Consider the following 15,752-nt stretch of genomic DNA (forward strand, 5'->3'; position numbering starts at 1 on the left):
TTCATGAATGGAGGAAAAATAGTAATGATGAACTATCCTGTATTGACTGGTGCTGAAGCGTTTTATCTTCAAGGTGGATCGATCGGTATTCTAATCTGTCATGGTTTTAATGCGACCCCGCAAAGTGTCCGGGACGTCGGTGAGGCATTCGCCGCTGAAGGTTTTACCGTCTATGCCCCGCGCTTACGTGGACATGGAACGAACGTCCGCGAGTTTGAACAATCGACTGCTCGATGTTGGAAGCAAAGCCTGAAAGACGGCTATGAACGTTTACAAGAAACATGCGATCAAGTCTTCGTCATCGGTCAATCGATGGGTGCGACGCTTGCACTGTCACTCGCCGCTGACGGCATTCCGTTTGCCGGCATCATTACGATCAATGCCGCACTCTCCGTTCCATCCTATGAAGCACTTTCGTTCGAGGACGGTCCACAGTACTTACCGGAAGGGGCACCGGACATTAAGCGAGCAGCCTTCGAAATCATCTATGACCTCGTTCCAAGTCGTTGTGCGTTCGAACTCGTCCGTCTGATGGATGAGACGAAAGGACGCTTGGGATCGATCCTTCTGCCGACATTAATTCTCTACTCGGCGACCGATCACGTCGTCCCGCCGTCGAGCTCGGATTATCTGCATCAGCACATCGGAACGAATGATAAACGAAGCTACTGTTTACTGAACTCGTACCACGTCGCGACCCTCGATCATGATCAGGATTTGATCGTTCGTGAGACGATCCGCTTTATCGAACGCTCAAGCCGGTTCTCACAGGAAACGGGATAATAAAAAAACAGCTATTCACTTAGAAGTGAACAGCTGTTACATCAAAGGACGACCGCGACCGGTTCGTCTTTTTTAATTTTCTTGGTGCTGCACCGATTGGAGCGGCTTCGGTTTTCCAGGCACCTCATGGCAATGGCGGCACCGTGGCTCATACGACTCTGAAGCGCCGACTAGGATGATCGGATCATCATAGTTCGCTGGTTTTCCATCAATCAATCGTTGTGTCCGGGAAGCCGGATCACCACATGAAAGACAGATGGCTTGCAGCTTCGTTACGAATTCTGCGCGCGCCAGTAATTCCGGCATCTTGCCGAATGGCTCTGCCCGGAAATCTTGATCAAGGCCTGCACAAATGACGCGTTTTCCGTCTTGTGCAAGTGCTTCGATGACTTGTACGATCTCATCATCAAAGAATTGAACTTCATCGATTCCGACGATTTGTGTTTCCTCTGCTACTGCTGCGTAGAGATCACGACTCGTCGCCATCGGAATCGCCACGACGGAGTTGCCGATATGAGAGACGACATGCTCTTCATGGTACCGGTCGTCGATTGCCGGCTTGAATACTTGAACGGGCAGTTTGCCGTACTGCGCCCGTCTGACACGACGAATCAACTCTTCCGATTTCCCGGAAAACATACTGCCACAAATTACTTCGATCCAGCCGTACTGATTTATTACATGCATCATCGTCCGACACCGTCCTCTAAAAATAGTCACTTTAACGAGTATAGCCCGAAACGGTATCGAGAAAAAGGGTTGACTTCCGGAAATCAAAATTCATTTTTTCTTTACCTAGAATTTTTGTCCTTTCATTCCAACCGTCCCCTATTTCCTGTACACTGAAGAAGAAGACTCTCACGAAAGAAGGTGTCCCCGATTCATCATCTCTTACACGACATCCTGCACCAATATGGTGCCCTTGGTCTCTCCGTCCTTCTCGCAGGTGGTATCGTGGGATTGCCGGTTCCTGATGAGACCCTGCTCGTCCTGTCCGGTTTTTGGATGCATCAAGGCAATCTACCACTCGTCGGTACGATTCTCGCTGCTTACGCCGGCAGTTGCATCGGGATGACGATCAGCTATTTACTCGGATTAAAACTCGGTATGCCACTACTACACCGCGTCGGACCGAAAATGCGTATCTCAGAAAAACATATTCTTTCCGCTGAAGCCGGATTTCGTCGTTACGGAAAATCGGTCTTGATCATCGGTTACTACATACCTGGTCTCCGCCAGCTCTCTGCCTTTTTTGCAGGTGTCTCGAAAATGCCGTTTCGCGTGTTTGCGAGTTATGCGTATACAGGTGCGTTGATTTGGATCAGCGTGTTCTTAGGCGCCGGCTACTTCGTCGGTCGTCACCTCTCGTTCCACAAAGTCATGGACTATATCTTGGCACATCCGGAAGTCATGCCGTATTTAATCGGAATCGCCGGTGGAATCGCCTTCTCATTCGTCTTGAAGACGTATCTCGCGTATCGTTCACAATTCAGTCTATACAAAAACAGCCTGCTTCCGTAATGGAGGCAGGCTGTTTTTTAAGAACCGACAAGTAATTACTTGCGGCCGTATTTTTTGTTGAAGCGATCGACACGACCATCTGCCGCGTTGAACTTTTGACGACCTGTGTAGAATGGGTGCGAGTCTGAAGACACATCCACACGGATGAGTGGGTACTCGTTACCATCTTCCCAAGTGATTGTTTCGTTCGAAGAACGAGTAGAACCGCTTAAGAATTTGTACTCAGTCGTTGAATCCATAAATACTACTTTGTTGTAGTTAGGGTGAATTCCTTGTTTCATGGTTGATTTCTCTCCTTCCGCCCTGGTTCATTTGCTGAGCCAGAGTAAGTTACCTTCCTATACTAAACGATTTTTTTATGCGTCGCAATAGTTATTTTTCGGTCGGTGTTTCCTTCTTGACGGTACGCGGTTTTGCTGGTGCGCGTCGGACCGCCTTCTTCTTTTCTTTCTCGAGTTCAACGAAAAATTCTTCATTGTTTTTCGTGTCACGAATCTTACGCAGGAACGTATCGACGAACTCGTTCGACTCGTTCATCGTCCGGCGAATCGTCCAGAGCGCATCGAGCTGCTCTTTTGGAAGCAACAGTTCTTCCTTCCGCGTACCCGATTTTCGGATGTCAATCGCTGGGAAGATTCGACGCTCTGACAACTTCCGATCAAGATGCAGTTCCATGTTGCCAGTTCCTTTGAATTCTTCATAGATGACGTCATCCATGCGCGATCCCGTCTCGACAAGCGCCGTCGCAAGAATCGTTAAACTACCACCGTGCTCGATGTTTCGCGCCGCACCAAAGAACCGTTTTGGTTTATGGAATGCAGCTGGGTCGATCCCGCCTGAGAGCGTTCGTCCGCTTTGCGGCACCGTTAAGTTATAGGCCCGTGTCAGACGCGTGATCGAATCCATCAAGATGACGACATCCTTCTTGTGTTCGACGAGTCGCATCGCCCGCTCGAGGACCAGCTCAGAAATCCGGACGTGATTGTCTGGTGTTTCGTCAAACGTCGAACTGACGACATCTGCTCCCGGAACTGAACGCTCGATGTCCGTGACTTCCTCAGGTCGCTCATCAATCAAGAGAATAATCAGTTCGACATCCGGATGGTTCTCTTGAATCGAGTTCGCGATTTCTTTGAGGAGTGATGTCTTCCCTGCTTTTGGTGGTGCGACGATCAAACCACGTTGACCAAACCCAACTGGTGCAATCATATCCATGACACGAACGGATAAATGGCGCGGCTCTGTCTCTAGACGCATCAAACGATCCGGATAAATCGGTGTCAATGCCGGGAAGAACAGACGATTACGGGCTGTATCCGGTGCTTCACCGTTAACGGCTTCCACGCTAAGTAATCCTTGGAACCGTTCGTTTTCCTTCGGTGGACGGACTTTACCTGTGACGACATCACCATTACGTAGATTAAAGCGTCGGATTTGAGATGCTGCGATATAAATATCTTCAGAGGATTGGGAATAATTGATAGGACGAAGGAAGCCAAAGCCACCATCGTTTTGCATTTGTGGATTGCCAGGGATGACTTCGAGTACCCCTTCGAGGAAATAAAGACCAGTCGATTCAGCCTGTGCTTTTAGAATCTTGAACATCAACTCGCGTTTACGAGCTTCCCGGTATTGTGGGACATTTTTTGTCTTTGCGATTTCATAGAGTTCTTTTAATGTCAGTTGACTCAATTGAGCCAGTGTATAGGAACGTTCTGGTTTATCTTTTTTATCAGTTGTTGGCATGTTCTTCACCTATTCTTTATAAATTCAACTGCATTCAGCATACTTCCATACATACAGCAGGAGGTATGTAATTTTATTCGTGAACTAAAGGTATCATATTTTTTTTGATTCGTCGTCAACAATCCTTTGCGTTTCTTACTTTGTAATATTCAAAGATATTATTTCAGTTATGTTACAAAAACATCTGTTTTGTCTTCTAACTGAAAAAACGTTTTCAAGTGTGCTCGTGCTAAGATATTCCTGCAGACAAAATTCTTACACAGTTGTAAGGTAGACTGCTTAATCACACACTTAATGATTTCATCATATAACTTACGGACGCAACACACTACATTAAACGGAGGAATTCTTAACATGAAACGTTTTCTAGCATCGATCGCGACAGCAGCCTTAGTGGTTTCAGGTTTTACATCAGTGGGTACAGGTAAAGTTGAAGCAGCGACAGTCACGAAAGTCAAGATCACGGACAACGGTCTTCGTGTTCGGACAGCACCTTCTACGAAAGCAAGCATCGTCGGGAAAGTCAACGCTGGTCAAGTCTTTACATACAAAGGCAAATCAGGCAGCTGGACAAAAATCTCATACGGCGGTAAAACACGCTATGTCTACTCACAATACACAAAGACATACAAATCATCTTCAAGCGCTAAAAAATCAACAAGCTCTTCTTCAAAACGGACGAAAATCCTGAACGAAGCAGCTAAGCACAAAGGAACTCCATATGTATGGGGTGGAACGACAACTCGTGGATTCGACTGCTCTGGTTTCACAAGCTATGTTTACAAGAAAGCAGCAGGCAAAACATTACCACGTACGTCTTCTTCACAATATTCTTCTTCTAAGAAAGTCAGCGTTTCAAGCGTACAACCAGGAGATCTTGTCTTCTTCTCACACGGTAGCGGCATTCAACACGTCGGGATCGCAACGAGCAAGTCAAGCATGGTTAACTCAGAAACAGGTGGCGTTAAATACTCAAGCTTCAAATCAGGGTACTGGGGTTCACGCCTTGTCGGCGCTGGATCTTACCTATAATTCATCATCTCAAAGCGGTTGAGCATTGGCTCGATCGCTTTTTTTCATCTCATTCATAAGGAGGAAACAAGATGCATGTCTTAATCACAGGTGCTTCAAGAGGTCTCGGTCGCGAATTCGCTTATCTGCACGCAATGCAAGGGGATCATGTCCTGCTCGTCGGACGCGATGCGACAGCTCTATTCGAAACGAAGTTCCATGTCGAGCGACTCGGTGGAACGGCAACCGTCTTTCCGTATGACTTAACGAAGCGGACGCATCGACTGGCACTGTTTCGGGCAACGGAACAGATTCCGGTCGACTGTGTCATCAATAACGCTGGGATTGGTGTCTTCGGTTCTTTCCTTGAGACCTCGTTTGAAGACGAGTCTCGGATGATTGCTTTGAACATTGAAGCATTAACACACGTAACGAAGGTCTATGCCTCTCGCATGAAAGAACAGGGAATCAAAGGACGGATCGTCCATCTCGCGTCAACGGCTGCATTTGAAGGTGGTCCATGGCTGAGTGTCTACTACGCGACGAAAGCCTATGTCCTTCACTTCTCGGAAGGATTAACGGAAGAGCTTGCAGCAGACGGGATTCAAGTCAGCGTCGTCTGTCCGGGTGCGACACATACCGGTTTCGAATCAGCAGCAAATCTTGAACAGTCACGCTTGTTCTTGCGACCTGGTGTCATGGATGCTCCGACGGTTGCGCGCATCGCCTACCGCGGCTATATGAAGGGGAAAACGTTCATCGTTCCTGGCTTCGGGAATGCCTGGTATATCTTTTCGACGCGTTTTCTACCGCGTCGGTACGTCACCCGACAAGCAGGAGAAGTCCAGCGTCCGCGGTAATCGTCAAATAACGATTCATTTATCACTCAACGTTCATATCCTCACTTTCCTCAGGCGGGAGGTAAGCTGCGACATCTCGTGCCGGGTCTTCCCTTACCCTGACGGAAACGTTAGCACGTTTCCTTTTCCTGTAGGAGTTGAGGACGAACGTCTTGATTCCTAGAAACACATCAAAAAAGAGTTGGCATTCCGGAAATCATCCGCAACGCCAACTCTTTTTATATGGATTCAGACGTCCTTTTTGAGGAGTCGTCCTGTTTTACTTAATGACAAGCTTCGGTTTCTTCTTGAACGAGTGGATCCCCTCGACAAAACGAACCGTTCCTGATTTCGCACGCATGACGACAGAGTGTGTCTGACCGCCCTGCGCCGTGAACTGAACACCTTTCATCAACTCGCTGTCCGTGACGCCTGTCGCAGCAAAGATACAGTCATCTCCTGCAACGAGATCATCCATCATAAGGATCTTCGACGGATCTTCGATGCCCATCTTCTTACAACGCTCGATCTCAGCATCGTCTGCCGGTAACAATCGTCCTTGGAGTTCACCACCGAGACATTTCAAAGCAACGGCAGCAAGAACGCCTTCCGGTGCACCACCTGAACCGAGCAAGATATCAATCCCTGTATGCGGGAACGCCGTGTTGATCGCACCAGCAACGTCACCGTCACCGATCAAGCGAATCCGTGCCCCTGTTGCCCGAATCCGTTGAATGATTTCTTCATGACGTTCACGATCCAGGATCGAGACGACGACGTCTTCGATTTCTTTGTTCTTCGCTTTCGCGACTGCTGCGATGTTTTCTTCGATCGTCGCATCCAGACTGATGTGTCCTGCCGCTTCCGGACCAACTGCGATCTTATCCATGTACATGTCCGGTGCATGAAGTAAATCGCCTGCATCCGCGACCGCGAGGACAGCAAGTGCGCCCCATGTTCCTTTTGCGACGATGTTCGTTCCTTCAAGCGGATCGACGGCGACGTCGAGTCGTGGTCCATACCCATTTCCTAGCTTTTCTCCAATATAAAGCATCGGTGCTTCATCCATCTCGCCTTCCCCGATGACGACGGTTCCTTTCATCGGAATCGTATCGAAGACATCACGCATTGCGCTTGTTGCCGCATCATCCGCTTCGTTCTTCAATCCTTTTCCCATCCAACGCGCAGAGGCAAGCGCTGCTGCCTCCGTGACGCGTACAAGTTCCATTGATAGACTTCTCTCCATGTGTATGTCCCCTCTCCCTTGTTACAAATCGGTCAAATCGTTTCACGCCATACGAGGGCGCCTAGTTCCTTCAACTTCTGATCAAATCGTTCGTAACTCTGGTCAAGCACTTCTGCGTGGTGCAACGTCGTCTCCCCTGAAGCGAGAAGTCCCGCCAAGACAAGTGCTGCGCCACCGCGTGGGTCCGGTGCCTCGATTTCCGTACCAAGTAAGGTTTCTCCGCCACGAATGATGATTGAGGCGTCTTCATGCGTGATTCGAGCATTCAAGCGTCGTAACTCCTGCACATGCCGGAAACGTTGCGGGTACAACTTATCGACAACGATACTCGCTCCCTTCGCTTGCAACAACGCTGCCGAGATGACAGGTTGTAAGTCGCTCGGGAATCCACCGTAGTGGAAGACACGAATATCGACCGGCTTCGCCTCCTGAAACGTCGCCGTGACGGAATCATCTGTTGCTTCGATCAACGCACCGTACCGTTCGAGTTTTTGGATGACGCTCTCGAGATGAAGCGGAATGACGTTATCGACGGTGACGCGTCCAAGTGCCGCCCCCATCGTCAAGAACGTTCCTGCCTCCATTCGGTCCGGAATCAAGGTATGCCGGCAACCACTTAGTTGCGATACGCCCTTGATTCGAATCTCGTCCGTTCCTGCCCCTTTGACGCTTGCCCCCATGTTCGTCAACATCGTACTGACGTCGATGACTTCTGGATCATAGGCAGCGTTTTCGATGACAGTCGTTCCTTCAGCGAAGACAGCGACGAGTAACGCACTGATCGTCGCTCCGAAAGACGGGAGATCGAGGTAAATCCGGTTGCCGACGAGACGATCGACGCGCATGTAATGGACGCCTTGCTCGTTACGTACAGAAACACCGAGACGCTCTAGTGCTTTGATGTGTAAATCGATCGGTCGTGGTCCGATGGCATAACCTCCAGGCAGACCGACGACTCCTTGTTTGAATCTGGCTGCCAGAACGCTCATGAGGTAGATCGATCCGCGTAACTTGCGCGTCTCCGCACCAGTCAACGGCATCGATTCGACCCGACTTGGATCAATCGTCACCATATCGCCTTGACGTGTCACGACCGCGCCGAGCGTCTCCAAAATCTCGATCATCGTCGCGACGTCGCCAATCTCCGGCACGCCTTCAAGAACGACCGTCTGATCCGTCAGGAGGGCTGCAGCAAGACACGGGATGGCGCTTTGCTTCGAACCACTGATTGATACGGTTCCTTCTAGGCGTTGTTGCCCTACGATATGCAAAATGTCCACGTTCCATCAACCTTTCTCTTCGCTACGATTATTGCTGCGTTTTTTCCCAGTCCGCGAGGAACTTTTCAATCCCTTGCGTCGTGAGTGGGTGGTGTGTGAGTGACTCGATAACCGAGAATGGAATCGTCGCGATGTCTGCGCCCGCAAGAGCAGCGTTCGTCACGTGAACCGGATTCCGGACCGACGCCGCGATGATTTGTGTCGGAATATCATGAACGACGAAAATTTGAGCAATCGTCTCGACGAGTCCCATTCCATCTTGTCCGATATCGTCTAGACGACCGAGGAATGGTGATACATATGTCGCACCAGCACGTGCTGCGAGTAATGCTTGGTTCGGGTTGAAGATCAATGTGACGTTTGTCGTGATCTTTTCTTTTGAAAGTGCTGCGACCGCTTCGAGTCCGGCCGGAGTCATTGGAACCTTAACCGTAATGTTCGGTGCGATCTGGGCAAGTTCCTTCCCTTCACGAATCATTCCTTCTGCATCAAGCGCGATGACTTCGGCGCTGACAGAGACGTCCCCGACGATTTCACAAATCTCACGAAGTCGTGTATGGAAATCGACGCCTTCCTTAGCGACGAGTGACGGATTCGTCGTGACACCATCTAAAATCCCCATTTTATGTGCTTTCTTGATGTCCTCTACGTTTGCTGTGTCAATGAAAAATCTCATCTTTCTCGTTCCCCTTTCATCCCTTGAAATCGCTTACGACTCTATTATAGGTTTTTTTCACGAGAAGTCCTACTGTTTTCCATTGAATACACGTTCACATGATATGAAAAAAGCACGGTAGACCGAAGTCTACCGCACTTTAAAGAGGAGTCGATTAAGCTTTGTTGCTTGAACCGAACTCACGCATCTTACCGATGACAGTTTGTTTGATTGCTTCACGACCTGGTGCGATGAATACGCGTGGGTCATATGCTTCTGGTTTCTCAGCTAACACTTCACGAACGACTTTCGCGAATGAGATTTGGTTCTCTGTGTTAACGTTGATTTTTGAAGTTCCGAGTGAGATCGCTTTTTCGATATCGTGTGTCGGAATTCCAGTTCCACCGTGAAGAACGAGTGGAAGGTTTGTAGCGTCACGGATTTCTTCCATCTCTTTGAATCCGAGGTTTGGTTCACCTTTGTATGGTCCGTGAACAGAACCGAGTGCAGGAGCAAGCGTGTCGATTCCAGTTTCTTTGACGATGCGTACACACTCGTCAAGTTTCGCGTACATGACATCACCGATGACGTCGTCTTCTTGTCCGCCAACTGTACCAACTTCCGCTTCTACTGAAACGCCTTTAGAATGAGCGTATTCAACGACTGCTTTAGTTGTTTCGATGTTTGTGTCGATCGGGCTGTGCGAATCATCGATCATGACAGATGTAAATCCAGCGTCGATCGCTTCTTTACATTTTTCAACGCTCGAACCGTGGTCGAGGTGGATTGCAACTGGAACTGTGATTTTCATGTCGTGTACGAGACCTTCAACCATTTTCACGACAGTGTAGAATCCGCCCATGTGGCGTGCTGCACCTTCAGATACTCCAAGGATGACTGGTGACTGCTCTTCTTGAGCCGCACCGAGAATCGCTTGTGTCCACTCGAGGTTGTTGATGTTGAATTGACCTACTGCATACTTACCTTCGAGAGCTTTGTTTAACATGTCTGTCATAGATACTAATGGCATAATGACATCCTCCTCTGTTTTGATCGCTGTTTACACGAACTCGTGCAATTTCAGACTGATTATAACATACTGATTCATCGGAACGTACAGCATTTCGCTCGGTTTTTTGGTTTGTGACGGCGACGTGAAAGATTAACCGCTTACATCGTGAGAAATTTGCACAGTCACTTCTTTTTTTAATTCAAAGATGTCAAATGGCTTCCCGAAGAAGGCAACGACCCCTAATCGTTTCGCTTCTTCCATCGCTTCTTTTTCACCGAGTGCCGTCATTAGGATCGTTCGGACACGTCGTCCGATTCGGTCCTGATGACGCAAGACCTCAATCCCGGTCCGTCCCGGCATGTTGACATCCATCAACAATAGATCGTATGCCGCTTCCTGTAAGTAGACGATCGCTTCCTCTCCATCGACGGCGACGTCCGTTTCATATCCTTCTGCCCTGAACAATTGCGCAAGTAAGTTCCGGATTCCCGGCTCATCCTCGACGATCAACAATCTGCCTTTCATCTCTGCCACTCCCCCTCTAGTTATTTCCATTCTACACTAAAGCAAAACTTGCTTTATACTGTCCTTGAGAGAAACATAGAAAGGATGAATAAAAATGATGAAAATCTTAGCTACACAATTCAACGGAAAATTGCAAACGCTCGCAAAACAGGAAGACGAACTATTCGATGTCGTCCGTCTACTCGCACAGGCGCTCGTCGGGGAAGGCACGGTCTACGTCGACGCCTATGGTGAATGTGAAGGACTCTATCCGATGCTCTCAGAAGGACCGGACCAGATGAAACGCGTTACGAAGATCAAGGATCGAAAGACCTTGCATGCTGTCGATCGTGTCTTGATCTTCACGCCGGATACGGAACGCTCGGATCTCCTCGCTTCTCTTGCCCGTTACGACGCATGGCATACACCTTATGCGATCGTCACACTCAGTGACGTGACGGAAACGCTCGAGCGTTCGATTGCTCCGCTCGCATTGAAGTTCAATAAAGGACTGCTTCCCGCAGAGGACGGTTCACGCCACGGACTGCCGAGTCTTGCCCTTTGCGCGTTTCTCCTGACGCATATCTTGACGCAACTACAAGAGATGACGGAAGAGTGGGATTGACGTTTTTCTTCTATAATATAAATATAAGTTCACTAGATACGTGTTCGCGTCTGACTAAGCTTACGATCTTCATTGAATCAAAGCGTAACCGTTAATGACCGTTATACAAAAAGGAAGCGCCATTCGCGCTTCCTTTTTTTTGATCATGCCGAAGCATGTTCTTCTTGTGCTTTTAGTTCTTCACCGTAAGACAGCTGATCCTGCATGCGGACGAACGGTAGATAGATCGCGACCGACATCGCAATCGTCGCCAGCTGGAGCAAGGCGCCCTGCCAGCCGCTGATCAAGAAACCAGAGATGACGGGTGGTGTCGTCCATGGTACTTGAAGCGCATTAAATGGTTCGACCCAACCCCAGAGGATCGAGAAGTAGACCATGAAGGATGCAATCGCTGGTACGATGACGAACGGAACGAACATGATCGGGTTGAAGACGATCGGCATCCCGAAGATGACCGGTTCGTTGATGTTGAACAAACTTGGCGCAAGTGACAGCTTCCCGAGCTGCTTCAAGTGAGCCGAGCGGGCGACGATCAACGTCGCGATGATGAAGCCGACCGTAATTCCTGTTCCGCCGAGTTTCGTAAAGACATCTAGGAACTGAATCGTAACGACCTTCGCGTTGTCACCGACGACAAGTTCTTTCCCGGAGTCGATGATCGCTTGGTTTTGCAAAGCATTTGCTGTCAGCAACGGTCCCATGATTCCCATGATGATCGCTGCACCGTGAATCCCGCACCACCACATGACCGACATCAAGATCATGATCAAGACCGCTCCTGCGAGCGTATCCGTCAAGTTTTGAATCGGTGCTTGCAAGACGTCGTAGACAACTTCCGTGAACGTCCGGTCAGCGAACGCTTGGAAGACGGCAAACGTGACGACAGACAACGTGATGATCGCAAGTCCCGGAATGAGGGCCGAGAACGAATTCGAAACGCCCGGTGGTACACCGTCTGGCATCTTGATCCGGATGCCCCGCTTGATGAATTGCGAGTAGATGAAACCGACGACGAGTCCGACGACGATCGAGGCAAGGACCCCTTGTCCGCCCGTCCATACTTTCGGTACGACACCCGTGACGACTTCCCCTGACTTCGACAGAACGGATGATTGTGTGATGATCAAGAAGGCGATGATTCCGAGAATCCCGGCTGGAACCCCTTCGATCTTCTCGTTTTTAACGTACGAGTAGGCAATACCGAAGACACCAATCAATGCGAGAATATCAAACGTCGCACCGACGACCTGTGTCAACGGTAATGTCCAGTCGGCACCGAATAGGCCCGTCATGAACTTCTCCCAGCCTGGGATTGGTAACGCGAGAATCAGTAGGAATAACGAGCCGATGATCGTCATCGGCATCGTTAAGATGAAGCCGTCCTTAATCGCAAGGACAGGCTTGGCGTTCGCGAATCTTGCGAAGGCAGGAGTGACTTTTTCAAATACGGTTTCTAATCGGTTCATTCCGACTCCTCCTTATAGTTCAGCAGCACGTGTCGCGATGATTTCCTGGTACCAATGGAACGACTCTTTCTTCTTCCGTGCCAGATCATTCGCATGATCGACATAGATGAATCCGTACTGCTTTTTATATCCGTTCAACCAGCTGAGTAGATCGATGACGGACCATGCATAATAACCAGAGACATTGATGCCCTCTTCGACAGCACGCTTGACGGCGCGAAGGTGACTTTCGATGTACTCGATTCGTGGTGTATCCATGATTTCTTCGCCGACGATCGGATCCTCGTCACCGAGACCGTTCTCTGTGATGTAGATTTTGATATCGCCGTATCGTGCTTGGAGCATCCGCATTCCTTCAAGGAAGGCATCCGGTGCGATTTCCCAGCCCCACTTCGTGTAGACTTTATCGTCCATCAAGACTGTCTTATAGACGCCATCGAACGATGGGTTCCCAGGACGTCCGGTTGAGTTTTCGCGACCACCTGCCATGACGAGCGCCGAATCATTCTTCATGACACGTTGTGGACAATAGTAGTTCAGTCCGATGAAGTCGTTCAGCGGTGCTGTCCGTTTCAAGAGATCGAGCTCTTCTTCTGTCCATTCCGGTAACAAGCCCTGCTTTTCTAAATCCTTCACGACATACGCGGGGTACTCACCTTTTAGAATCGGATCATAGAACCAGTGTGTCGCGTATTCATTCGCATGTACTTCGGCTTGTTTGTTCTCTGGCGCTTCATCGATGCTGAACGCTGGGTTGAAGACGTGCGTGATGCCGATTTCTCCTTCATATCCCGCTTCCTTGAACGCTTCGACTGCGCGAGCGTGAGCGACGAAAACGTTGTGCGTCGTTTGGAAGTACGCTTTTGCATCGCCTGTGATGCCGGGTGGGTGTGCGCCCGTCAAGTAGCCGAGCGAACAGAAGATGACCGTCTCGTTGAAGGTGATCCAGTTGCGGACACGATCGCCGAACGCTTCGAAACAGGTCTTCGCAAAACGCACGAAGGCATCTGCTGTTTCAGGACTACGCCAGCCACCCTGTTCTTCAAGGACTTGTGGTAAATCCCAGTGATAGAGTGTCACGAACGGGACGATCCCGTGCTTAAGGCACTCATCGATCACGTTGTTATAGAACTCAAGTCCTTTTTCATTCACTTCACCTGTGCCGTTCGGGAAGATGCGTGGCCATGAGATCGAGAAGCGATACGATTCAAGACCCATCTCTGCCATCAGACCGATATCTTCTTTATAACGGTGGTAATGATCGATTGCGACATCCCCGTTCGTCGCTTCAAACGTCTTTCCAGGAATCTTCGAGAAGACATCCCAGTTCGAGACGCCTTTTCCGTCTACGTTCCAAGCACCCTCTACTTGATAAGAAGCAGAAGCAGCGCCGAATAGAAAATCTTTTGGCATTTTCATCGTCTTCACCTCTTATTTGTTTGCGAGTTTGATTGCTTGGTCGAGTACTTTCGTTCCGTTCATCATGCCGTAATCGATCGTGTTGATGACATCGATCGGCACACCTTTTGGTTCACAGATCTGTTTTCCTTTTGCGAGAAGGTATTTCACCTGTGGTCCGAGGAGAGCGACGTCGAGTTCGTTGACGTATGTTTCCATCTCTGATTCCGGGTATGCTGCGATGTCCGCTTCTAAGCCGCGCTCTGAGGCAACCGCTTTCATTTTTTCTACTAACATACTCGTCGACATACCTGCCGCACAAAAGAGTCCGATTTTCATCATTTTTGATCCATTCCCTTCAATTGGTTGATTTCGTTTTGCATGTTCATCATATATCCGAGCATTTCCTTGACGAGGATCGTGTTCATAAGGTGATCCTGCGCGTGTACCATCAGGACGCCGACGGTTGCTGTCTTGCCTTGTGCTTCGAGTGTAACGAATTTCGTCTGAATGCTATGGGCATCCTTGAGTGTCGCGTCACCTTCTGTAACGGCAGCTTGTGCCTCTTCAACTTTGCCTTCTTGCATCAGTAACATTGCTTGGTGGTAGCTTGCTTTGGCGTCGCCCGACAAGGCAATCAATCCAAAAATATCTTCCGGGGTAATTTCAATTGTTTCAGAAGTCATGCTGTCTCTCCTTTGTTGTATGGATAACTTAAATTCATAGGTACAAATTCTACAGTTCGATAATAGCATGCGCTTTCATAACGTGTAAACCCTTTCTTTTTAAAAAATTTAAATAAAAAAACACACGAAATTCGCTTCGTGTGTTTCCTTCTTATTTAATATTCGAGACCTTCAGCATCTTCACGTGGCGGAAATGATGCGTCGCTCGCGAGACGTCGAAGATTTTCCCATTCGTCAAATAGACCGTATTGTCGACGAGTAAGGATGGATCGTTCTCTTTTAATCCAAGCAACTCGGCGTCACTGCTATTCAAGTAATCGGCATAGATGACGCGATCCGCAAATCCGATCGACAGATTTTGATCATTGCGTAAATACGTGTAGATCGATTTTTGAACGATATTCTCATCGAGATACATGACGAGATTTTTCCGGAAATAGGACGCTTCGATCGAAAACGGGTGATCATCGACGAGACGCAGTCGTTTGACGTAATAGACCGGTGTACCGACCGAACATTTCATGCGTTCCGCGACTTCTTCGTCTGCCTTCGTCTGTTCGAAAGCGAGAACGCGCGTCTCGACCTTCCGTCCACTGAAGTCGCTCGTCAATCCTTGTAGCTTTTCGAGATTGACGTAATCACTCTTATAATGATCGCGGACGAAGACACCGCTCCCTTGTACTTGGTAAACGTATCCTTTATTGACGAGAATCTCGATCGCCTTCCGGATCGTATTTCGGCTGACATCGAATTTTTGGGCGTATTCGTCTTCCGTCAACAGTTTGTTCGTATGTTGATAGACGTGCTCATTGATCTCGATCTCGATTTGTTCAGCGACATGTTTATACTTCGGAATCAATGATATTCCCCCCTCTATCTAAAATTTGTAGGAATGAATCCGCTACCATTATAGCAGATATGTATTTTGACGATAGGAATAAATGAAAATAAACCCGTCTTCTTGAAGAAGACAGGTTTAT

At 48.8% G+C, this 15,752-nt stretch carries 18 protein-coding genes; 5 read left to right on the forward strand and 13 right to left on the reverse strand.

What is annotated here, in order from left to right:
* Window positions 1–24: 24 nt before the first annotated feature.
* Window positions 25–783, forward strand: a complete 759-nt coding sequence (locus L985_RS15090; RefSeq protein WP_047394446.1) for an alpha/beta hydrolase — start codon at window positions 25–27, stop codon at window positions 781–783.
* Between the two features lie 72 nt (window positions 784–855).
* Here L985_RS15090 and L985_RS15095 read toward each other — a convergent pair whose 3' ends face one another.
* A complete protein-coding gene (locus L985_RS15095) occupies window positions 856–1,470 on the reverse strand; it encodes a thymidine kinase (protein WP_029342777.1) in 615 nt (204 codons plus the stop codon).
* Window positions 1,471–1,653: 183 nt separating this feature from the next.
* Here L985_RS15095 and L985_RS15100 point away from each other — a divergent pair, with 183 nt between their 5' ends.
* Window positions 1,654–2,304: a DedA family protein gene (locus tag L985_RS15100; RefSeq protein WP_050676976.1), complete on the forward strand. Its 651-nt coding sequence runs from the start codon at window positions 1,654–1,656 to the stop codon at window positions 2,302–2,304.
* A gap of 35 nt (window positions 2,305–2,339) precedes the next feature.
* Here the strand turns inward: L985_RS15100 and L985_RS15105 are convergent, their stop codons facing one another.
* On the reverse strand, window positions 2,340–2,585 hold the full coding sequence (locus tag L985_RS15105; protein ID WP_023469546.1) for a type B 50S ribosomal protein L31: 246 nt from the start codon (window positions 2,583–2,585) through the stop codon (window positions 2,340–2,342).
* Between the two features lie 91 nt (window positions 2,586–2,676).
* Window positions 2,677–4,050: a transcription termination factor Rho gene (gene rho / locus L985_RS15110; RefSeq protein WP_029342779.1), complete on the reverse strand. Its 1,374-nt coding sequence runs from the start codon at window positions 4,048–4,050 to the stop codon at window positions 2,677–2,679.
* Window positions 4,051–4,404: 354 nt separating this feature from the next.
* Between rho and L985_RS15115 the strand changes: the two genes are divergently transcribed.
* Both L985_RS15115 and L985_RS15120 read left to right on the forward strand, forming a co-directional pair.
* Window positions 4,405–5,082 carry a C40 family peptidase gene (locus L985_RS15115; RefSeq protein WP_047394443.1) on the forward strand — a complete coding sequence of 226 codons (678 nt, stop codon included), beginning with the start codon at window positions 4,405–4,407 and terminating at the stop codon, window positions 5,080–5,082.
* 71 nt (window positions 5,083–5,153) lie between these two features.
* A complete protein-coding gene (locus tag L985_RS15120; protein WP_047394439.1) occupies window positions 5,154–5,921 on the forward strand; it encodes an SDR family NAD(P)-dependent oxidoreductase in 768 nt (255 codons plus the stop codon).
* A gap of 259 nt (window positions 5,922–6,180) precedes the next feature.
* Here the strand turns inward: L985_RS15120 and glpX are convergent, their stop codons facing one another.
* The 5 genes from glpX to L985_RS15145 all read right to left on the reverse strand — a co-directional run bounded on the left by glpX (window position 6,181) and on the right by L985_RS15145 (window position 10,618).
* Window positions 6,181–7,146, reverse strand: a complete 966-nt coding sequence (gene glpX, locus L985_RS15125; RefSeq protein ID WP_035410722.1) for a class II fructose-bisphosphatase — start codon at window positions 7,144–7,146, stop codon at window positions 6,181–6,183.
* Window positions 7,147–7,178: 32 nt separating this feature from the next.
* On the reverse strand, window positions 7,179–8,426 hold the full coding sequence (gene murA, locus L985_RS15130) for a UDP-N-acetylglucosamine 1-carboxyvinyltransferase (RefSeq protein ID WP_047394432.1): 1,248 nt from the start codon (window positions 8,424–8,426) through the stop codon (window positions 7,179–7,181).
* A 28-nt stretch (window positions 8,427–8,454) separates the two neighbouring features.
* Window positions 8,455–9,102 (reverse strand): fructose-6-phosphate aldolase, encoded by a 648-nt coding sequence (gene fsa / locus L985_RS15135; protein ID WP_023469552.1) that lies wholly within the window; start codon window positions 9,100–9,102, stop codon window positions 8,455–8,457.
* Window positions 9,103–9,256: 154 nt separating this feature from the next.
* On the reverse strand, window positions 9,257–10,111 hold the full coding sequence (gene fba, locus L985_RS15140) for a class II fructose-1,6-bisphosphate aldolase (protein ID WP_023469553.1): 855 nt from the start codon (window positions 10,109–10,111) through the stop codon (window positions 9,257–9,259).
* A 132-nt stretch (window positions 10,112–10,243) separates the two neighbouring features.
* The gene (locus L985_RS15145; protein WP_029342784.1) at window positions 10,244–10,618 is read right to left on the reverse strand and encodes a response regulator; all 375 of its coding nucleotides are present in this window, start codon (window positions 10,616–10,618) and stop codon (window positions 10,244–10,246) included.
* Window positions 10,619–10,712: 94 nt separating this feature from the next.
* On the opposite strand from L985_RS15145, the gene L985_RS15150 reads away from it, so the two are divergent.
* The gene (locus L985_RS15150) at window positions 10,713–11,222 is read left to right on the forward strand and encodes a DUF2529 family protein (protein WP_035395788.1); all 510 of its coding nucleotides are present in this window, start codon (window positions 10,713–10,715) and stop codon (window positions 11,220–11,222) included.
* A gap of 143 nt (window positions 11,223–11,365) precedes the next feature.
* Here L985_RS15150 and L985_RS15155 read toward each other — a convergent pair whose 3' ends face one another.
* From L985_RS15155 to L985_RS15175, 5 genes are all read right to left on the reverse strand, one after another.
* On the reverse strand, window positions 11,366–12,688 hold the full coding sequence (locus L985_RS15155) for a PTS sugar transporter subunit IIC (protein WP_029342786.1): 1,323 nt from the start codon (window positions 12,686–12,688) through the stop codon (window positions 11,366–11,368).
* Window positions 12,689–12,700: 12 nt separating this feature from the next.
* Window positions 12,701–14,107, reverse strand: coding sequence for a GH1 family beta-glucosidase (locus L985_RS15160; RefSeq protein ID WP_047394423.1), 1,407 nt, complete (start codon window positions 14,105–14,107; stop codon window positions 12,701–12,703).
* Between the two features lie 12 nt (window positions 14,108–14,119).
* On the reverse strand, window positions 14,120–14,428 hold the full coding sequence (locus L985_RS15165; protein WP_023469558.1) for a PTS sugar transporter subunit IIB: 309 nt from the start codon (window positions 14,426–14,428) through the stop codon (window positions 14,120–14,122).
* The gene (locus L985_RS15170; RefSeq protein ID WP_029342789.1) at window positions 14,425–14,772 is read right to left on the reverse strand and encodes a PTS lactose/cellobiose transporter subunit IIA; all 348 of its coding nucleotides are present in this window, start codon (window positions 14,770–14,772) and stop codon (window positions 14,425–14,427) included. The genes L985_RS15165 and L985_RS15170 overlap by 4 nt, the downstream gene beginning before the upstream one ends.
* Before the next feature lie 151 nt (window positions 14,773–14,923).
* Window positions 14,924–15,631 carry a GntR family transcriptional regulator gene (locus L985_RS15175; RefSeq protein ID WP_035395776.1) on the reverse strand — a complete coding sequence of 236 codons (708 nt, stop codon included), beginning with the start codon at window positions 15,629–15,631 and terminating at the stop codon, window positions 14,924–14,926.
* Window positions 15,632–15,752: the final 121 nt, after the last annotated feature.

Source organism: Exiguobacterium sp. ZWU0009 (genome assembly GCF_000798935.2).
Taxonomy (GTDB): Bacteria; Bacillota; Bacilli; order Exiguobacteriales; family Exiguobacteriaceae; genus Exiguobacterium_A; species Exiguobacterium_A acetylicum.

What these genes read in the sequence shown, in the direction of transcription:
- L985_RS15090 (WP_047394446.1), top strand. Translation starts at nt 25, where the DNA reads ATGATGAACTATCCTGTATTGACTGGTGCTGAAGCGTTTTATCTTCAA.
- L985_RS15095 (WP_029342777.1), bottom strand. Translation starts at nt 1,470, where the DNA reads ATGCATGTAATAAATCAGTACGGCTGGATCGAAGTAATTTGTGGCAGT.
- L985_RS15105 (WP_023469546.1), bottom strand. Translation starts at nt 2,585, where the DNA reads ATGAAACAAGGAATTCACCCTAACTACAACAAAGTAGTATTTATGGAT.
- rho (WP_029342779.1), bottom strand. Translation starts at nt 4,050, where the DNA reads ATGCCAACAACTGATAAAAAAGATAAACCAGAACGTTCCTATACACTG.
- L985_RS15115 (WP_047394443.1), top strand. Translation starts at nt 4,405, where the DNA reads ATGAAACGTTTTCTAGCATCGATCGCGACAGCAGCCTTAGTGGTTTCA.
- L985_RS15120 (WP_047394439.1), top strand. Translation starts at nt 5,154, where the DNA reads ATGCATGTCTTAATCACAGGTGCTTCAAGAGGTCTCGGTCGCGAATTC.
- glpX (WP_035410722.1), bottom strand. Translation starts at nt 7,146, where the DNA reads ATGGAGAGAAGTCTATCAATGGAACTTGTACGCGTCACGGAGGCAGCA.
- fsa (WP_023469552.1), bottom strand. Translation starts at nt 9,102, where the DNA reads ATGAGATTTTTCATTGACACAGCAAACGTAGAGGACATCAAGAAAGCA.
- fba (WP_023469553.1), bottom strand. Translation starts at nt 10,111, where the DNA reads ATGCCATTAGTATCTATGACAGACATGTTAAACAAAGCTCTCGAAGGT.
- L985_RS15145 (WP_029342784.1), bottom strand. Translation starts at nt 10,618, where the DNA reads ATGAAAGGCAGATTGTTGATCGTCGAGGATGAGCCGGGAATCCGGAAC.
- L985_RS15150 (WP_035395788.1), top strand. Translation starts at nt 10,713, where the DNA reads ATGATGAAAATCTTAGCTACACAATTCAACGGAAAATTGCAAACGCTC.
- L985_RS15155 (WP_029342786.1), bottom strand. Translation starts at nt 12,688, where the DNA reads ATGAACCGATTAGAAACCGTATTTGAAAAAGTCACTCCTGCCTTCGCA.
- L985_RS15160 (WP_047394423.1), bottom strand. Translation starts at nt 14,107, where the DNA reads ATGAAAATGCCAAAAGATTTTCTATTCGGCGCTGCTTCTGCTTCTTAT.
- L985_RS15165 (WP_023469558.1), bottom strand. Translation starts at nt 14,428, where the DNA reads ATGATGAAAATCGGACTCTTTTGTGCGGCAGGTATGTCGACGAGTATG.
- L985_RS15170 (WP_029342789.1), bottom strand. Translation starts at nt 14,772, where the DNA reads ATGACTTCTGAAACAATTGAAATTACCCCGGAAGATATTTTTGGATTG.